General features: G+C 68.7%; 12 protein-coding genes. 5 read left to right on the top strand and 7 right to left on the bottom strand.

Going from position 1 to position 15,084, the window contains the following annotated elements; translation table 11 throughout:
- Positions 1-167 precede the first annotated feature (167 nt).
- Entirely contained in the window at positions 168-1,901 is a 1,734-nt protein-coding gene (locus tag JANGC3_RS0103000) for a CehA/McbA family metallohydrolase (protein ID WP_017875004.1), read from the top strand.
- 218 nt (positions 1,902-2,119) lie between these two features.
- Positions 2,120-4,207, top strand: coding sequence for a prolyl oligopeptidase family serine peptidase (locus JANGC3_RS0102995; RefSeq protein WP_017875003.1), 2,088 nt, complete (start codon positions 2,120-2,122; stop codon positions 4,205-4,207).
- Between the two features lie 106 nt (positions 4,208-4,313).
- Here the strand turns inward: JANGC3_RS0102995 and JANGC3_RS0102990 are convergent, their stop codons facing one another.
- Both JANGC3_RS0102990 and JANGC3_RS0102985 read right to left on the bottom strand, forming a co-directional pair.
- The gene (locus JANGC3_RS0102990) at positions 4,314-5,162 is read right to left on the bottom strand and encodes an aldo/keto reductase (RefSeq protein WP_026132468.1); all 849 of its coding nucleotides are present in this window, start codon (positions 5,160-5,162) and stop codon (positions 4,314-4,316) included.
- Positions 5,163-5,249: 87 nt separating this feature from the next.
- Entirely contained in the window at positions 5,250-5,879 is a 630-nt protein-coding gene (locus JANGC3_RS0102985) for a LysE family translocator (protein WP_017875001.1), read from the bottom strand.
- A gap of 82 nt (positions 5,880-5,961) precedes the next feature.
- Here JANGC3_RS0102985 and JANGC3_RS0102980 point away from each other — a divergent pair, with 82 nt between their 5' ends.
- Positions 5,962-7,287, top strand: coding sequence for an aminotransferase-like domain-containing protein (locus JANGC3_RS0102980; RefSeq protein ID WP_017875000.1), 1,326 nt, complete (start codon positions 5,962-5,964; stop codon positions 7,285-7,287).
- 34 nt (positions 7,288-7,321) lie between these two features.
- Here the strand turns inward: JANGC3_RS0102980 and JANGC3_RS28190 are convergent, their stop codons facing one another.
- The 3 genes from JANGC3_RS28190 to JANGC3_RS0102965 form a co-directional block, all read right to left on the bottom strand.
- On the bottom strand, positions 7,322-7,906 hold the full coding sequence (locus tag JANGC3_RS28190) for a GNAT family N-acetyltransferase (RefSeq protein ID WP_157406427.1): 585 nt from the start codon (positions 7,904-7,906) through the stop codon (positions 7,322-7,324).
- A gap of 165 nt (positions 7,907-8,071) precedes the next feature.
- Positions 8,072-9,103, bottom strand: a complete 1,032-nt coding sequence (locus JANGC3_RS0102970) for an RNA methyltransferase (protein ID WP_017874998.1) — start codon at positions 9,101-9,103, stop codon at positions 8,072-8,074.
- A 40-nt stretch (positions 9,104-9,143) separates the two neighbouring features.
- Positions 9,144-9,641, bottom strand: a complete 498-nt coding sequence (locus JANGC3_RS0102965) for a VOC family protein (RefSeq protein ID WP_017874997.1) — start codon at positions 9,639-9,641, stop codon at positions 9,144-9,146.
- Between the two features lie 199 nt (positions 9,642-9,840).
- On the opposite strand from JANGC3_RS0102965, the gene JANGC3_RS0102960 reads away from it, so the two are divergent.
- Positions 9,841-10,248, top strand: coding sequence for a hypothetical protein (locus JANGC3_RS0102960; RefSeq protein ID WP_035787524.1), 408 nt, complete (start codon positions 9,841-9,843; stop codon positions 10,246-10,248).
- A 92-nt stretch (positions 10,249-10,340) separates the two neighbouring features.
- Here JANGC3_RS0102960 and JANGC3_RS0102955 read toward each other — a convergent pair whose 3' ends face one another.
- Both JANGC3_RS0102955 and JANGC3_RS28185 read right to left on the bottom strand, forming a co-directional pair.
- Positions 10,341-11,021, bottom strand: coding sequence for a ribonuclease T2 family protein (locus JANGC3_RS0102955; protein WP_157406426.1), 681 nt, complete (start codon positions 11,019-11,021; stop codon positions 10,341-10,343).
- A gap of 189 nt (positions 11,022-11,210) precedes the next feature.
- Entirely contained in the window at positions 11,211-13,028 is a 1,818-nt protein-coding gene (locus tag JANGC3_RS28185; RefSeq protein ID WP_198291978.1) for a GAF domain-containing sensor histidine kinase, read from the bottom strand.
- 208 nt (positions 13,029-13,236) lie between these two features.
- On the opposite strand from JANGC3_RS28185, the gene JANGC3_RS0102945 reads away from it, so the two are divergent.
- Complete coding sequence (locus JANGC3_RS0102945) at positions 13,237-15,081, top strand: putative bifunctional diguanylate cyclase/phosphodiesterase (protein ID WP_157406425.1); 1,845 nt, start codon at positions 13,237-13,239, stop codon at positions 15,079-15,081.
- Positions 15,082-15,084: the final 3 nt, after the last annotated feature.

Here is a 15,084-nt window from a genome sequence, read left to right as displayed (position 1 = left end):
CAAGTGGACGGAAAACAACACAATTTCATTTCCCTGCGGAAATGACACGTTTCGCGCGGCGCCATGGCGCCACTCCGCTGGCATCAAGCGGCAAGCCGCGCCGGCCGAACTTTCCGGCGCGGCGCGGTGTCTAACTGTCGAGCTAACACGGCTTGGCGGGAGGATCTATGCGCACGAAAGCGGCGGCAACGGTGCTGTTGGGCATGCTGGCGGCGATGGCGGCCGGGAACGCGCGCGCGCAAGCCCCGTTCGAGCACCGCGAGTTCGACGCCACCCTGGAGGCGGCGTACCGCGCGGCGCCGGGCGGCGGGCGCAGCTTCGCGCTGCACTTCAACTATCCGGGCGCGCCGCGCGAACAGGCCGTCACCTGGCGCTTGGAGCTGCTCGGTCCATCCGGGCGGCCGGTGCAGCGCTGGTTCGGCGTCGAACGCCTGCTCGAGGGTCCCGTCACCCTGCGCATCCCGTGGGCCGGCCGGGCCAATGCCGCGGCCCTGCCCGACGGCGTCTATCAATTGCGCCTGCGCGCGCTGTCGCGCGACCGCGCCGCGGGCGCACCGGCGCGGATGGCGTCGCGGCGCGCCGGGCCGGCGGCCGACGCCGCCCTGGCGGCGGTCGAACGCACGCTGGCCGGCGACCAGCCCGACCTGATCGAGCAACGCTGGGACATTATCGTCGGCAACCCGGCGCCGCGCGCCATGCCCGCCTTCCGGGCGCTGCCCGGGCGCGCCGACGTCGCAGCCGGCGCCGCGGCCGCACCGGCGCCGGCCGCCCTGCCCTTCACCGTCTACTATGGCAATCTGCACAGCCAGACCAACCACAGCGACGGCGGCGCCGACGTGGCGCACTGCGCCGGCGCCCAGCATCCGCAAAGCGGCGCGTTCGGTCCGGGCGACGCCTACGCGTTCGCCCGCGGGCGCGGACTCGACATCCTGGTCACGTCCGAGCACAACCACATGTACGACGGCTCCGACGGCACCAACGGCAACGCCGATCCGGTCAGCGCGCAAGCGCTGTACCGCGCCGGCCTGGCGCAGGCGCGCGAATTCAACACCGGCCATCCCGACTTCGCCGCCATCTACGGCCAGGAATGGGGCGTCATCAACAACGGCGGCCACCTGAACATTTTCAACAGCCAGGAACTGCTGGGCTGGGAACGCAACGACCGCCAGCAACTGCTGGCCGACACGCTGACGCCCAAGAACGAGTACGCCGCCCTGTACGCGCTGATGCGCGAGCGCGGTTGGATCGGCCAATTCAACCACCCGGCGCTAAGCGGCCAGTTCCGTGTCGGCGGCGTGCCGTTCGGCTACAGCCCCGACGGCGACGAGGCCATGGCCCTGTGCGAAATCATGAACAGCTCGGCCTTCTCGACCAACCTCACGGAGACCGAGAGCCACCGCAGCAATTACGAACTGGCCTGCAACAAGGCGCTCGAAGCGGGCTACCACGTCGCCTTCAGCAGCAACCAGGACAACCACTGCGCCAACTGGGGCGCGTCCTACACCAACCGCACCGGCATCCTAATCCCCAACGGCGTCGCGCTGTCGCAGGCCAGCGTGTTCGAGGCGCTGAAGGCGCGGCGCGTGTTCGCGACGATGGACAAGGCGTCGCAACTGGTGCTGACCGCCAACGGCCACCTGATGGGCGAACGCTTCAGCAACAGCGGCCCGCTGCATTTGCTCGTCAACCACGCCAACTCGGCGGGGCGCGGCGTGGCCACGGTCGCCGTCTTCGAAGGCGTTCCCGGGCGCAACGGGGCGGTCACGCAACTCTCCCGCGAGGCCGCCACCACCATCACGCCGGCCGACGGCGAGCATTACTATTACGCCAAAGTAACGCAGGACGACGGCAACGTGTTGTGGTCGGCGCCGGTGTGGGTCAACCAGCGCGGCTGCGAATAGCAGACGCCGCTGCGGCGGGACTCGCCCCCCACCCCGGTCCGGCCCCAGGGCTACGCCCTTGGCGTCGATTCTTACCGCCCGCTACTTTTCCAAATGAACATGGCGACGTCGATGTGCGCCCGCCAACCACGCGCGCTGGTGCTCTGGAGCAATTCATGTCACAGTGTGCTTACTGTCGCCCACTCCGCGCGGCTTGGCCACACATGAGAGACATCCGAATGCGAGCATATCGAAAACTGGCTGGCGACGCCCCGCGGGCACAGGCCGCCGTCGGCGGCGGGCACGCCGGCGCGGACGCCGACCCCTACCAGTGGCTGGAAGATGTCACCGGCGACAAGCCGCTGGCCTGGGTGCGCCGGCACAACGCCGCGACCCGGCATGAAATCGAGGGCCGGGCCCAGTTCGCGCCCATGCACGCGCGCCTGAAAACGGTGCTCAATTCCAGCGAGCGCATCCCCTACGTCAGCAAGAACGGCGCGCACTACTACAATTTCTGGCGCGACGCCGGGCATGTGCGCGGCATCTGGCGCCGCACCACGCTGGCGCAGTTCCAGCTGGCGCAGCCGGACTGGGAAACCGTGATCGACCTCGACCAGCTGGCCGAGGCCGAACGCGAAAACTGGGTCTGGGGCGGCGCGTCCTGCCTCTACCCGCTGGGCCAGCGCTGCCTGGTCTCGCTCTCGCGCGGCGGCGGCGACGCCCACGTCGTGCGCGAATACGACATCGAGCGGCGCGCCTTCGTCGAGGACGGCTTCATGCTGGCCGAGGCCAAGGGCGGCGCGTCCTGGATCGACCTGGACACGCTGCTGGTGTCGACCGACTTCGGCGCCGGCTCGCTGACCAACTCCGGCTACCCGCGCATGGTCAAGGAATGGCGCCGCGGCACCCCGCTGGCGCAGGCGCGTACGCTGTACGAGGCCACGCCCGACGACCTCGGCGTGGGCGCCTACCGCGACTTCACGCCCGGCTACGAGCGCCAGTTCATCGAGCGCCAAAGCGGCTTCTACAGCAGCGAACTGTTCCTGCGCAGCGGCGACACGCTGACCCGGATCGCCAAGCCCGACGACGCCAACGCCTACACGGTGCGCGACCAGTTGATTATTGACCTGCGCTCGGACTGGCAGGTCGGCGGCAAGACCTATCCGCAGGGCGCGCTGCTGGCGACCGACTTCGTCGACTTCCTGGCGGGCGGGCGCGACTTCGAGCAGCTGTTTACGCCGACGCCGACCAAGTCGCTCGACGGCCTTACCGCCACCCGCGGCGCGCTGCTGCTGAACGAACTGGAAAACGTCAGGAACCGCATCGTCGAACTGCGCCGGATCGATGGCCGGTGGCAACGCCGCGCGGTCGATGCGCCGGCCTTCGGCACGCTGGAGCTGAGCGCGCTCGACCCGATCGACTCGGACCAATACTTCCTGACGGTGACGGACTTCCTCAACCCGACCACGATGTACCTGGCGCAAGCCGGCGACGACGCGCGCGCCAGTCTGAAGGCGCTGCCGGCGTTCTTCGACGCCCGGCCCTACACGGTGCAGCAGTTCGAAGCGCGCTCGGCGGACGGCGTCGGCGTGCCCTACTTCGTCATCATGGCCAGGGATACCAAGCTCGACGGCAAGAACCCAACCGTGCTGTACGGCTACGGCGGCTTCGAGGTGTCGATGAAGCCGTTCTATAGCGGCGTTACCGGCGAAGCCTGGCTGAACAACGGCGGCGTCTACGTGCTGGCCAACATCCGCGGCGGCGGCGAATTCGGCCCGCGCTGGCACCAGGCGGCGTTGAAGGAGCAGCGCCAGCGCGCCTACGACGACTTCATCGCGGTGGCGCAGGACCTGATCGCGCGCCGGCTCTCCAGTCCCCGCCACCTCGGCATCATGGGCGGCAGCAACGGCGGCCTGCTGGTCGGCGCCGTGATGGTGCAGCGGCCCGACTTGTTCAACGCCGTGGTGTGCCAGGTGCCACTGCTCGACATGCGGCGCTACAGCAAGCTGCTGGCCGGCGCCTCGTGGATGGACGAATACGGCGACCCGGACGACCCGGCGCAATGGGCCTACATCGGCAAATACTCGCCGTACCACAACGTGAAGGCGGGTCGCAACTATCCGCGCGCGCTGTTTACCACCTCGACCCGCGACGACCGCGTCCACCCCGGCCACGCGCGCAAGATGGTGGCGAAAATGCGCGACCAGGGCCACGACGTGCTGTATTGGGAGAATTTGGAGGGTGGCCACGCCGGCGCGGCCAACAACGACCAGCAAACGCAAATGTGGGCGCTGACTTACACATTCCTGCTGAATCAACTGCAGTAGGATTCCCGTAGGTCGGGTGTAACCCGACTGGCGTCGGCGGCGGCGCGGCGTCGGATGACGCGTTCGCCTCGGCGGCCTGCGCATCCGACCTGCGGCAGCCGTCAAGCTAACGCATTTCCAGCGGCACCTTGCGCCGCGGCGGCGGAAACGCCCGGTCCAGCTCGGCCAGGTCCTGCGCCGCCAGCACGATATCCAAGGCCGCCCGGTTGTCCTGCACATGGGCCGGATTGACCGCCTTCGGAATGGCGATCACGCCGTCCTGGCGCAGCAACCACGCCAGCGCGATCTGCGCCGCGCTGGCGCCGTGGCGCGCCGCGACCGCCTTCAGCGCCGGCGTTTCCAGCAGGCGCTTCTGCTCGCCCGGCTCCGACGCCAGCGGCGAATACGCCATCAGCGGCACGCCGTGCTGGCGGCACCACGGCAGCAAATCCCATTCAATACCGCGGCGGCCCAGGTTGTACAGCACCTGGTTGCTGGCGAGCGCCGCGCCGCCGGGCAACGCGGCGGCCTCCAGCATGTCGCCCGTGTCGAAGTTGCTAACGCCGAAATCGCGTATCTTGCCGGCCCGTTGCAAAGCCTCGAACGCCTCCAGCGTCTCCTGCAGCGGCACCGCGCCGCGCCAGTGCAGCAGGTACAGGTCGAGGTGGTCGGTGCCGAGCCGGCGCAAGCTGCGCTCGCACGCGGCCCGGACGCCGTGGCGGTCGGCGTTGTGCGGATATACCTTGCTGACCAAAAACACCTGGTCGCGCCGGCCGGCGATGGCCGCCCCGACCACCTCCTCGCTGCCGCCGTCGGCGTACATCTCGGCGGTGTCGATCAGCGACATGCCGAGGTCGAGGCCCAGTCGCAGGGCGTGAATTTCGCGTTCCTTCTGGGCCGGGTCTTCGCCCATGAACCAGGTGCCTTGTCCCAGCGCGGCAATCGGCCGGCCGGATGGCAGTAGTAATGTCTTCAATCTCGTCTCCGCATTGGCTGGCGCAGCCATGTCCATGAACAAAACGCCTAGCCTAACAGTTTTCCGCGCCGGCCAGCGCCGTCGCAGCTACGCCGGGCGCTGCAGCAGCACCAGGCGCAGCGCCAGCGACAGCATCAGCGCCGCCAGCGCATACGGCCGCATCCGGCCCAGCGTCGGCCTGCCCGCCAGATAGCGTCCGGCCGCGCCGCCGATCCAGCCCAGCAGCGTGTGAAACACCGTGCCGATGAGGGTCAGCACGCAACCGAGAACGAACAACTGCCGCGCCACCGGGCCGCGCCCGAGGTCGACGAACTGCGGCAGGAAGACCATGAAAAACAGCAGGGCCTTCGGGTTCAACAGGCTGTTCAGCATCGCGCGTCTGAACACCGTCGCCAACGAGATCGACGCGCACGCCGCGGCGGCCTGCGCCGGACTTCGCCGCAGCGCCTGGTACGCCAGGTGCAGCAGGTACAGCACGCCGGCATAGCGGATCAGCTCGAACGCCGGCGGCCAGGCGGCGACGACGGCGGTAACGCCGCTTGCCGTCAACAGCGTCAGCAGCAAATCGGCGGCGCCAATGCCCAGCGCCGCCGCCACGCCGCCGCGCGCGCCGTGGCTGGCGCCCTGCGCCAGGACGAACGCCATATTCGGGCCGGGCGACAACAGCAGCAGCGTCACGGCCGCGCCGAACATGAACAGGGTGCCAAAGGCAATCATCGCGGCGCTCCAGAGTTGAGGGAGCGGCCAGCATAGCCGGATTATCTGATACAGTTAAAGAATTGTCCTAGATACAAACACGATGCCCGCGATCCGCTACAAAACCATCGTCGACGACTTCAGCGCCCGCATCGGCAGCGGCGCCTTGCGTCCCGGCACGCAACTGCCGACGCTGCGCGCGCTGATGCGCCAACACCGCATCGCGCTGGCGACCGCCTCGCGCGTCTACGGCGAACTGGAGGCGGCCGGCCTGGTGGCCGCCGAAACCGGCCGCGGCACCTTCGTGCGCGACACCTCGCTGCCGCGCGGCCTGGGCCTGGAGCAGCAGGCGGCGCGCCGCGGCGCGGTCGACCTGACCTTCAACTACCCGTCGCTGCCGGGCCAGGCCGAACTGCTGCGCGACGGCTTGCGCAAACTCGCCGGCGCCGGCGACCTGGACGCGCTGCTGCACTCGGCGCCGCAGGGCGGTCGCCCGCACGAGCGCGCCAGCGTCGCCAAACACCTGCGCAACCGCGGCATCCGCGTGCCGGCCGAGCAGGTGTTGATTGTCAACGGCGCCCAGCAGGGCCTGTCGAGCGTGGTGCTGGGCCTGCTCAAACCGGGCGACGTGCTGGCGCTCGACGCGCTGACCTACCCCGGCATGAAAACGCTGGCGCAGACCTTCCGGCTCGACCTCGAGGCGCTGCCGCAACGCGACGGCGCGACCTGCCTGGACGCGCTGGAGGCGCTGTGCCGGCGCCGCCCGGTGCGCGCGCTGTACGCCATGCCGACGCTGCACAATCCGCTCGGCTCGGTGATGGCGGCGCCGGCGCGGCGCCGCCTGGCCGCGCTGGCCGAGCGCTACGACTTCCTGATCATCGAGGACGGCGCCTACGCCTTCCTGGCAGAGCCGGCGCCGGCGCCGTTGTTCACGCTGGCGCCGCGGCGCACCGTCTACGTTTCCGGCCTGTCGAAAAGCGTCGCCTCGGGGCTGCGCTTCGGCTTCGTCGCGGCGCCGGCGCCATTGATGCCGGCGCTGCAACGCGCCATCCGCGTGTCGACCTGGAGCACGCCGTCGCTGACGGTGGCGCTGGGCTGCGAGTGGATCGAGGCGGGCGAAGTGGACGCGCTGGAGGAGAGGAAACGGGTCGACGCGCGGCGCCGTCAAAGCCTGGCGCGGCGCGTGTTGAGCGGCTGCGCCATCACCGCGCATCCGTCCTCGTATTACCTGTGGCTGGCGCTGCCCGACGAGTTGCGCGCCGACGGCGTCGCCGCGCAACTGGAGCGGCAAGGCGTGATGGTGACGACCGCCGAACCGTTCGCCGCGGGCGCCCACGCGCCGCACGCGCTGCGCCTGGCGCTGGGGTCGGTCGCGCTGGACGCGCTGGAGGCGGCGCTGCGGCAGGTGCGCCTGGCCGCGCAGGGATAGCGGCGATGGCGCCGTGAAGGCGCCGGCGAGTCGGTTAAGCGGCAATGCCGCCGAGGTCGGGCGCGGCCACCGGCCAGACAAAATCGTCGCGCAACAGGCCGTACACCCAAAGGTCGCAGAACGCGCCGTCGAGCAACTCGGCCTGCCGCAGCACGCCTTCGCGCACAAAACCCAGGCGCTCGGCCAGGCGGATGCTCGGCGCGTTCGCCGCCACGCAGCGCAACTCGACCCGGTTGACGTCGAGCGCCTGGAAACCGTACTCCAGGATGGCGCGCACCGCCAGCGTCGCAATACCGTTGCCCTGGTAGTCGGCGCCGATGTAATAGCCGATCGATACCTTGTGGTGCTCGGTCTCGATGTGGTTCAGACGGACCGCCCCGCACAACTCGCCGTGCGAAAAGATATGCCATTCCAACACGTCCCCGCTCTCGGCGAGCGCGTCGGCGTGGCGCAGATACGCCTCGGCGTCGGCCGGCGACGCCAGCGCCGTGACGGCGGGCAAATAGCACAACAAATAAGCGTGGTTCTTCTGCACCAATGCCGCCAGCGCCGCCGCGTCCGCCACCGCCACAGGGACCGCCCGCAGCGACGGTGCAACTTCAAGAATGCTAGCTTTCATGGCGCTCCGAAAATGGGCTGGCGTGGAATCTCCGCCAATGTTGACGAATTGAAAATCCAAGTATGCCGCATAAACCCGGCGCGGGCAATCCATCCGCCGCCATCGGCTGCCAAACCCGCGAACATGCCAAAAAACAACGCGATCAGCGGTGCGTGGCGTGGCGCTTCAGGCGGCGTGGATTGTGATGCCGCGCGGCGCGCCCGCCATGGCGCGCGCGCGCAACTGGCCGCAGCCGCCGTCGACTTCCTGCCCGGCCGAGTCGCGCAGCTTGGTCAGCACGCCGCGCTGGCGCAACGCCGCCGCGATCGCCCGCGCCCGCTCCCAGCTCGGGCGCTTGAAGTCAAGGTCGGCGACGGTATTGTAGGGAATCATGTTGAGCACCGCGTACTGCCCCTTGAGCAATTCGACGATGCCGTCCATTTCGTCCTCGCCGTCGTTGACGCCCTCCAGCAGCGTCCACTGGTACTGCACCGGGTAGGCGGTGGCGCGGGCGTATTCCTGGCCCAGTTCGACCAGTTCGCGCGGCGTCAGGCGCGGCGCCCGCGGCAGCAGCTTTTCGCGCAGGGCCGGCTTGGTGGTGTGCAGCGACAAGGCCAGCGCCGGCTTGACCGCGCCCCGCGGCAGGCGCTGGAACACGCGGGCGTCGCCAACCGTCGAGAAGACCAGGTTCTTGTGGCCGATGTTGCCCTCGGTACCCAGCAAGTCGATCGCCTCCATCACGTTGTCGAGGTTGTGCGCCGGTTCGCCCATGCCCATGAACACCACCTTCTTGACGGGGCGCTGGCGGCGCCCCAGCACCACCTGGGCGATGATTTCGGCGCTGCTGAGCTGGCGGATCAGGCCGTCGCGGCCGGTCATGCAGAACTGGCAGCCGACCGCGCAGCCGATCTGGCTCGACACGCACAGGCCGTCGCGCGGCAACAGCACGCTTTCCACCGTCTGGCCGTCGGCCAGGCCGACCAGCAGCCGCGCCGAGCCGTCCTCCGCCGGGTGCGAACTGAGCAGGCGCGCCAGGCCGTGCAGCTCGGCGTCCAGCGCCGGCAGCGCCTCGCGCACGCCCCGCGGCAGGAAGTCGTTGGGGCGGCGCCGGCCCTGGTCGTGCGGCTGGGCCAGCACCCAGTCGCGCAGCACGCGTTGTTCGTGCAGTGGCTTGGCGCCCAGCGCGCGCAGGCGCTGGCGTATCGTTTCAATGTGCATGGGGCGGGCGGTAGCGGTAGTGTGGGCGTGATTTTAAACGCTAACCGGCGAACGCGCGTCGTAGTTGCTCGATATCGATTTTTTTCATTTGCATCATGGCCGCCATGGCGCGCCGCGCCTTGGCCTGGTCGGCGTCGCCGAGCATCTCGATGAGCACGCGCGGCACCACTTGCCAGGAGACGCCATATTTATCCTTGAGCCAGCCGCACTGCTGCGCCGCTTCGTCGCCGCCTTCGGACAGGCGCCGCCAATAATGGTCGGTTTCCATTTGGGTTTCGCAACTAATTTGAAACGACACGGCTTCGTTGAACTTGAACACCGGGCCGCCGTTGAGGGCGGTGAAGGCCTGGCCGTCCAGCTCGAAGGCGGCCACCATCACGCTGCCGGGCGCCTTGCCGTGGACTTCCCGGCCGGCTTCGCCGTAGCGCGAGATCGCGGTGATCTTGGAATGCGGAAAAATGCCGGTGTAGAAATTGGCGGCCTCTTCGGCCTGGTCGTCGAACCACAGGCAGGGGGTGATTTTTTGAGCGCTTTGCACGGTGTGTCTCCAATGAAAGAATGGCGGGGACCGCGGCGCGGCGGCCGCGGCGTAGCGAAATTGCCAACGCCAGACTACCCGGCTTGGCCGCCGTCAGGCGCGCCGCTGGTGCAGGTTGACAGTGCCGCGGCGGCAAACGATACTGAGGTATCGATGCCGTGGCGCCGCCCGGCAGCAACCCCATGCAAGCGTGGCCCCTATGCCAGAAGCGCCGACCTTCCCCATTCGCAAGGAATGCCCGCCCGGGGCCTGCGTGTGCGCGCGCGAGGAACTGCTGCTCGACCCCGCCGGCGACACGCGCATACTCAGGCTGACCCGCGAGGAAGAGAAAAAACTCATCGAGCGCATCGACGCCATTTCCAGCTACGCCGATTTGCGCAAGATTGGCGAGCGCATGCAGGCGCTGCTCGGCGTCGCGCTGAATATCACGCCGAGCGAGCGCGGGGTGCGCACCGTGCGCGGCATCAGCGTCGCGCTGGCCGAGCGCCCCGGCCTGTGCCGCAAGACCCGGCAGGCGATTCCGGCGGCGGTGCGTAAGTGCCTGGAGCGCAATCCCGAGATCGTCTACGCGCTGCTGAACGAACGCGATTTGCTGGGCGGGGAGTAAGCGGGAAACGGCGCCGCCGCGGGCCAACGTTGTCGGGTTGCGCCCGATGGGCCAACCCGGACTGCGAACATCGACAACCGCGCGCCTGAGCCTTACCTGACGCTTGGCAACAGGAAGCTGGCTAGCCCGCAGGCTTTGTTGGAACGCTTGACTTCCTGCGCGCCGCAGCTTTGCGCGCGGCCGCCCTTGTCGAAGCAGGCCCGCACCTCGCGCAGGAAGCGCCCGCCATCACCGCAAAACGGCAGCAGCGAATCGGCCGGCATGGCCGGGTTGGCCGCCTTGAACGCCCGGACCAACTCGGCGCTGCTGGTGCGCACCGGCGTGGCCGGACGCTGGAAGGCCGGCGGGATGGTGATCCGCTCCTTCAGTTCGCGCGACAAGTCGAAGTAGGCGGCCGGCGCCAAACCGGAACAGGTGCCGTGCTTCGACCATTCGTGCCCGGCCAGGCCGGGCGACGGGTAGATCGCCGCGTATTTTTGCCGAACGTCGGCCGGCAGCGGCGCCGTCGAGCAGTTCTGCGGATAACCGTTGACGTACTGCGGCCACAGCCCGTGCAGCACGAAGCCCAGCTGGCGTCCGCTGGCGCACTGGTTGGCGTCCTGGCGCGTGGCGCAATAGGACGGCGACCAGCTCAGCGCCACCGTGTAATAGTCGAACTGGCCGGCCACGCCGGCTTGCTCGTGTCCGCCGCCGCGCTGCTGGCGCCGCTCCGCCTGCGCGCCGCACGCCAGCGCCAGCAAGGCCGCGAAAAGAATCGTTTGACTTGTTTTCACTCCACACTCCCAAGATTGGTACCACGGATTGGACGCGGCTGGCGTCCATCAAAATATCCACACCGCAACATGTATATAATATAATGATTGCGCGAAAGGCAGCGGGTTGATACGAACCCGCGCGAGAACACGGCAGTGACACTAACCAATGAGCCCACCATGCCAGTCCGTTTGAACTTTATTCGCGTCCTAGCCGTTGGCATGGCCCGGCGCGGCGTCGGCCAGCCGGCGCGGCAGCGAAAAGACGAAGCATACCCCATGGCCGGGTTCGCTCTCAAGGCGCACGCTGCCCTTGAAGATCGCCTGCACGATGTTGTGCACGATCGACAGGCCCAGGCCGGAACCGCCCTGCCCCATCTTGGTGGTGTAAAAGGGTTCGAACACCTTGCCCTGCAAGGCTTTCTCGATGCCGCGGCCGTCGTCCCGGTAGACCAGTTCGACCCGGTCGTGCCGGGCGCTGGCGCTGATGGTAATGCGGCCGCCGTCGCGCCCCTCGAAGCCGTGGTTGATCGAGTTGGTCACCAGGTTGGTGATGATCTGGTCCATCGAGCCGGGGTAGCTGTCCATGCCGATGCCGGCCGGGATCCGCACCTCCAGCGTGACGCGCGCGCGCCGCGTAATCGGCCCCAGCGCCGCGGCCATGTCCTGCACCGTCTTGCGCAGGTCGAACAGGCGGCGCTGCTGGCTGGCCTGGTCGACGGCGACCTGCTTGAAGCTCATGATCAACTCGCCGGCGTGCAAGCCGTTGCGCTCGATCAGTTCGCAGGCCGTCTTGCCGTGGCCGAGGAATTCCTGCAGCGCCGCGAAGGTCAGCCGCTTGCCGGCGGCGAGCCGGTCGACGCCGTCGATGGCTTCCTTCAGCGTCGACGAGGACAGCACGATGTTGCCCAACGGCGTGTTCAACTCGTGCGCGACGCCGGCCACCAGGCGCCCCAGCGAGGCCATCTTCTCGGTGAGCATGATTTGCTTCATGGCCTGCTGCAACTCGGCGGTGCGGGCGGCAACGCGCTCCTCGAGCCGGTTGTTGAGCGTGAGCAGTTCGAACTCGGCCTGCTTGCGCGCGGTGACGTCGGAATACGTGCCGATCATGCGCAAGGCCTGGCCGGCGCCGTCGCGCCCGACCACCATGCCGCGGATGAGCAGCCATTTCCAGTCGTCGCCGACCTTGAAGCGGTGTTCGTTGGTGAACTGGCCGCCGCCCCCTTCGAGGTGCGCCTCGATGGCCTCGGTCAGCGCCGCCAGGTCGTCCGGATGGACGTGGCCGCGCCAGTCGCTGAACGGGACGCGGCCGTCGGCGCCGGCGAAGCCGAGCAGCTCCAGGCAGCGCGCCGAATAGAACATCGAGCCGGCGCCGATGTCCCAGTCCCACACGCCGTCGCCGGCGCCCTCGAGGGCGAAATGCCAGCGCCGCTCGCTCTCGCGCAGCAACTCCAGCGCCTGCTGCTCGCCGCCGCGCAGCAGCTGGAGCTCGCGGCGCACCCGTTCGGCCTCGTCGGCGCGCACCGCCGCGTCCTCGCGCGCGCGCAGATGGGCGGCGTCGATCATTTGCAGGTCGCGCTCGACGATGCCGCGAAATTGTTGCAACAATTGCAAGAACACCGGGCTGTAGGGGTTTTCGCGCCCGTCCAGCACGCAAATGGTGCCGAACAGGTGCTGGTCCGGCCAGGTCAACGGCAGGCCCATATAGGACACCATGCCCAGCTTGACGTCGGGGTTGTCGCGCCAGCGCGGATCGGCCAGCGCGTCGGGGACGATCAGGTGGGCGCGCGTGGCCAGCACCGTTTCGCAGTACAGGCCGCTGCCCAGCGGCGCCGCCTCGTCTTCTTCGTAGGGGTTGCCGTCCGAACGGCTCGACACGCACACCTTGATCGACGCCGGCTCCACGCGCATGATCAGCGCGGCGGGGATCTGCACAATCCGGGTCAGCAGGTCGAGCAGCTCCTGCCATTTGTGCAAGACATCGTGGTCGATCGCCGCCTCGCGCACATTGATGCTCGTTGTACCCACCCGGCCTCCCGAAGACGACAAATAGTGCGGGCGCCGCCAGCTTGCGGCTGCGCGGCCTGCTCGGGCGCCCAGGCGTTCGCCTTATTATAAGGTAGAACGGCGCCCGCACCGGCGCGCAATTAGGTCTTGACACCTGCGGGTACAAGAGTATCTTTTAGGCTGCTGTTTTTGTAGCCCGCCCCACCCCACCATAGGCGCCGCATCAAACGTGTTGATCCCCAAAGTCCTTCTCGTCAATGACGACCCGGCCAGCCTGTTCGCCCTCGAAAGCCTGTTGACGGACGCGGCCACGCGGCTCGAATACGAACTGTTCAGCGCCGGCTCCGGCAAGGAGGCGCTGCGCCAGGTGCTGCGCCACGACTTCGCCGTGATCCTGCTCGACGTCGGCATGCCCGGCATGGACGGCTTCGAGACGGCCGAGGCGATCCATTCGCACCCGCGTTCGGACGCCGTGCCGATCATCTTCATCACCGCCCACTACGCCGATGAAATCGACCGGCTGCGCGCCTACCAGAGCGGCGCCGCCGACTACCTGTTAACGCCGATCATCGCGCAGGTGTTGCAGACCAAGGTCGCGGTGTTCGTCGAGATGGCCAAGAAAAACATCCTGCTGCAAGCCAAATCGGCGCAGTTGGCCAAGCTGAACCAGGACTTGCGGGTGCAGCGCCTGCAAGACCTGGAGCGCATCAACGCCGAACTCGAACTCGAAGTGGCCGAGCGCAAGCTGGCCGAGCAGCGCGCCTGCGAGCTGTCAATCCGCGACCCGCTGACCGGGCTGGTGAACCGGCGCTCGCTGATCCAGCAGCTCGAACACGCCGTCACGCTGGCCGACCGCCAGGGCGGCGAGTTCGCGCTGCTGTTCCTCGACCTCGACAAGTTCAAGGGCGTCAACGACAGCTACGGCCACGAGGCCGGCGACGAGCTGCTGCGCCAGGTGGCGGCGCGGCTGACGGCGGCGGTGCGCGTCTCGGACGTCGTCGCGCGCCTGGGCGGCGACGAATTCGTCGTGCTCGTCGAGGGCAAGTCGGCCGCCGCCAACGCGGCCCGGGTGGCCAAGAAGATCGCCCAGGCGCACGCCCGCCCCTACGCCATCGGCCGGCACCAGATCCGCACCTCGAGCAGCATCGGCATCGGCCTGTACCCGCAGGACGGCGCCTCGGCGCAACTGCTGATGAAGAACGCCGACCTGGCGATGTACCACGCCAAGCAGTTGCAGCGCGGCGGCATCAGCTTCTTCCACGAGGCCTTCAACGAGCGCGAAATCGAGCGCGAGCAATGGCGCCGGGAACTGCGCGCGGCGCTCGACGGCGACCAGCTGGAGCTGTACTACCAGCCCACCGTCGACATCGCCAGCGGCGCCGTGGTGGCGGTCGAGGCGCAACTGCACTGGCGCCACCCGCGCCTGGGCCTGCTCGCCGCGCCCGACTGGCAGGCCGAGGTGCCCGACCTGGCGCTGCTCGACCGGCTCGACGATTGGAGCATCGCCGCCGCCTGCGCCCAGGCCGCGCGCTGGCGCGGCGCCGCGCCGCCCTGGCGGGCGCCGCGCATCGGCATCAACCTGATGAGCGCGCAACTGCACGCCGACCTGCCGCAAAAACTGGCGATCCGCCTGCAGCGGCACCAGCTGGACGGCGCCAGCGTCGCCCTGGAGCTGCCCGAGCCGCTGCTGTGCGGGCCGGGCCGGCACGCCGGCGCCGTGCTGGACCAGTTGCGCGCGGCCGGCGTGGGCCTGAGCGTCGACCATTTCGGCAGCGCCGGCGCGGCGCTGGCGCTGTGCAAGACGCTGCCGCTGGACGAGCTGAAGATCGACGCCGGCTTCGTCGCGGCGATCGGCGACGACGACGGCGGCACCGACATGGCCGCCGCCATCGTCCTGCTGGCGCGCGCGCTGTCGCTCAACACCGTCGCGCTGGGCGTGCAAAACGCCGCGCAACTGGCGCAACTGGCGGCGCTGGGCTGCCGCCACTACCAGGGCGAGCTGTTCAGCGCGGCGCTGCCGGCCGACGCGCTGCGGGAGCGGCTGCGGGAACGGCGCCGGGAAAGCGCCATATAAACC

This window comes from Janthinobacterium sp. CG3 (genome assembly GCF_000344615.1).
Classification (GTDB): Bacteria; Pseudomonadota; Gammaproteobacteria; order Burkholderiales; family Burkholderiaceae_D; genus Janthinobacterium.
The sequence above is the reverse complement of the archived record's forward strand: the minus strand, read 5'-3'. Positions and strand labels throughout refer to the sequence as shown.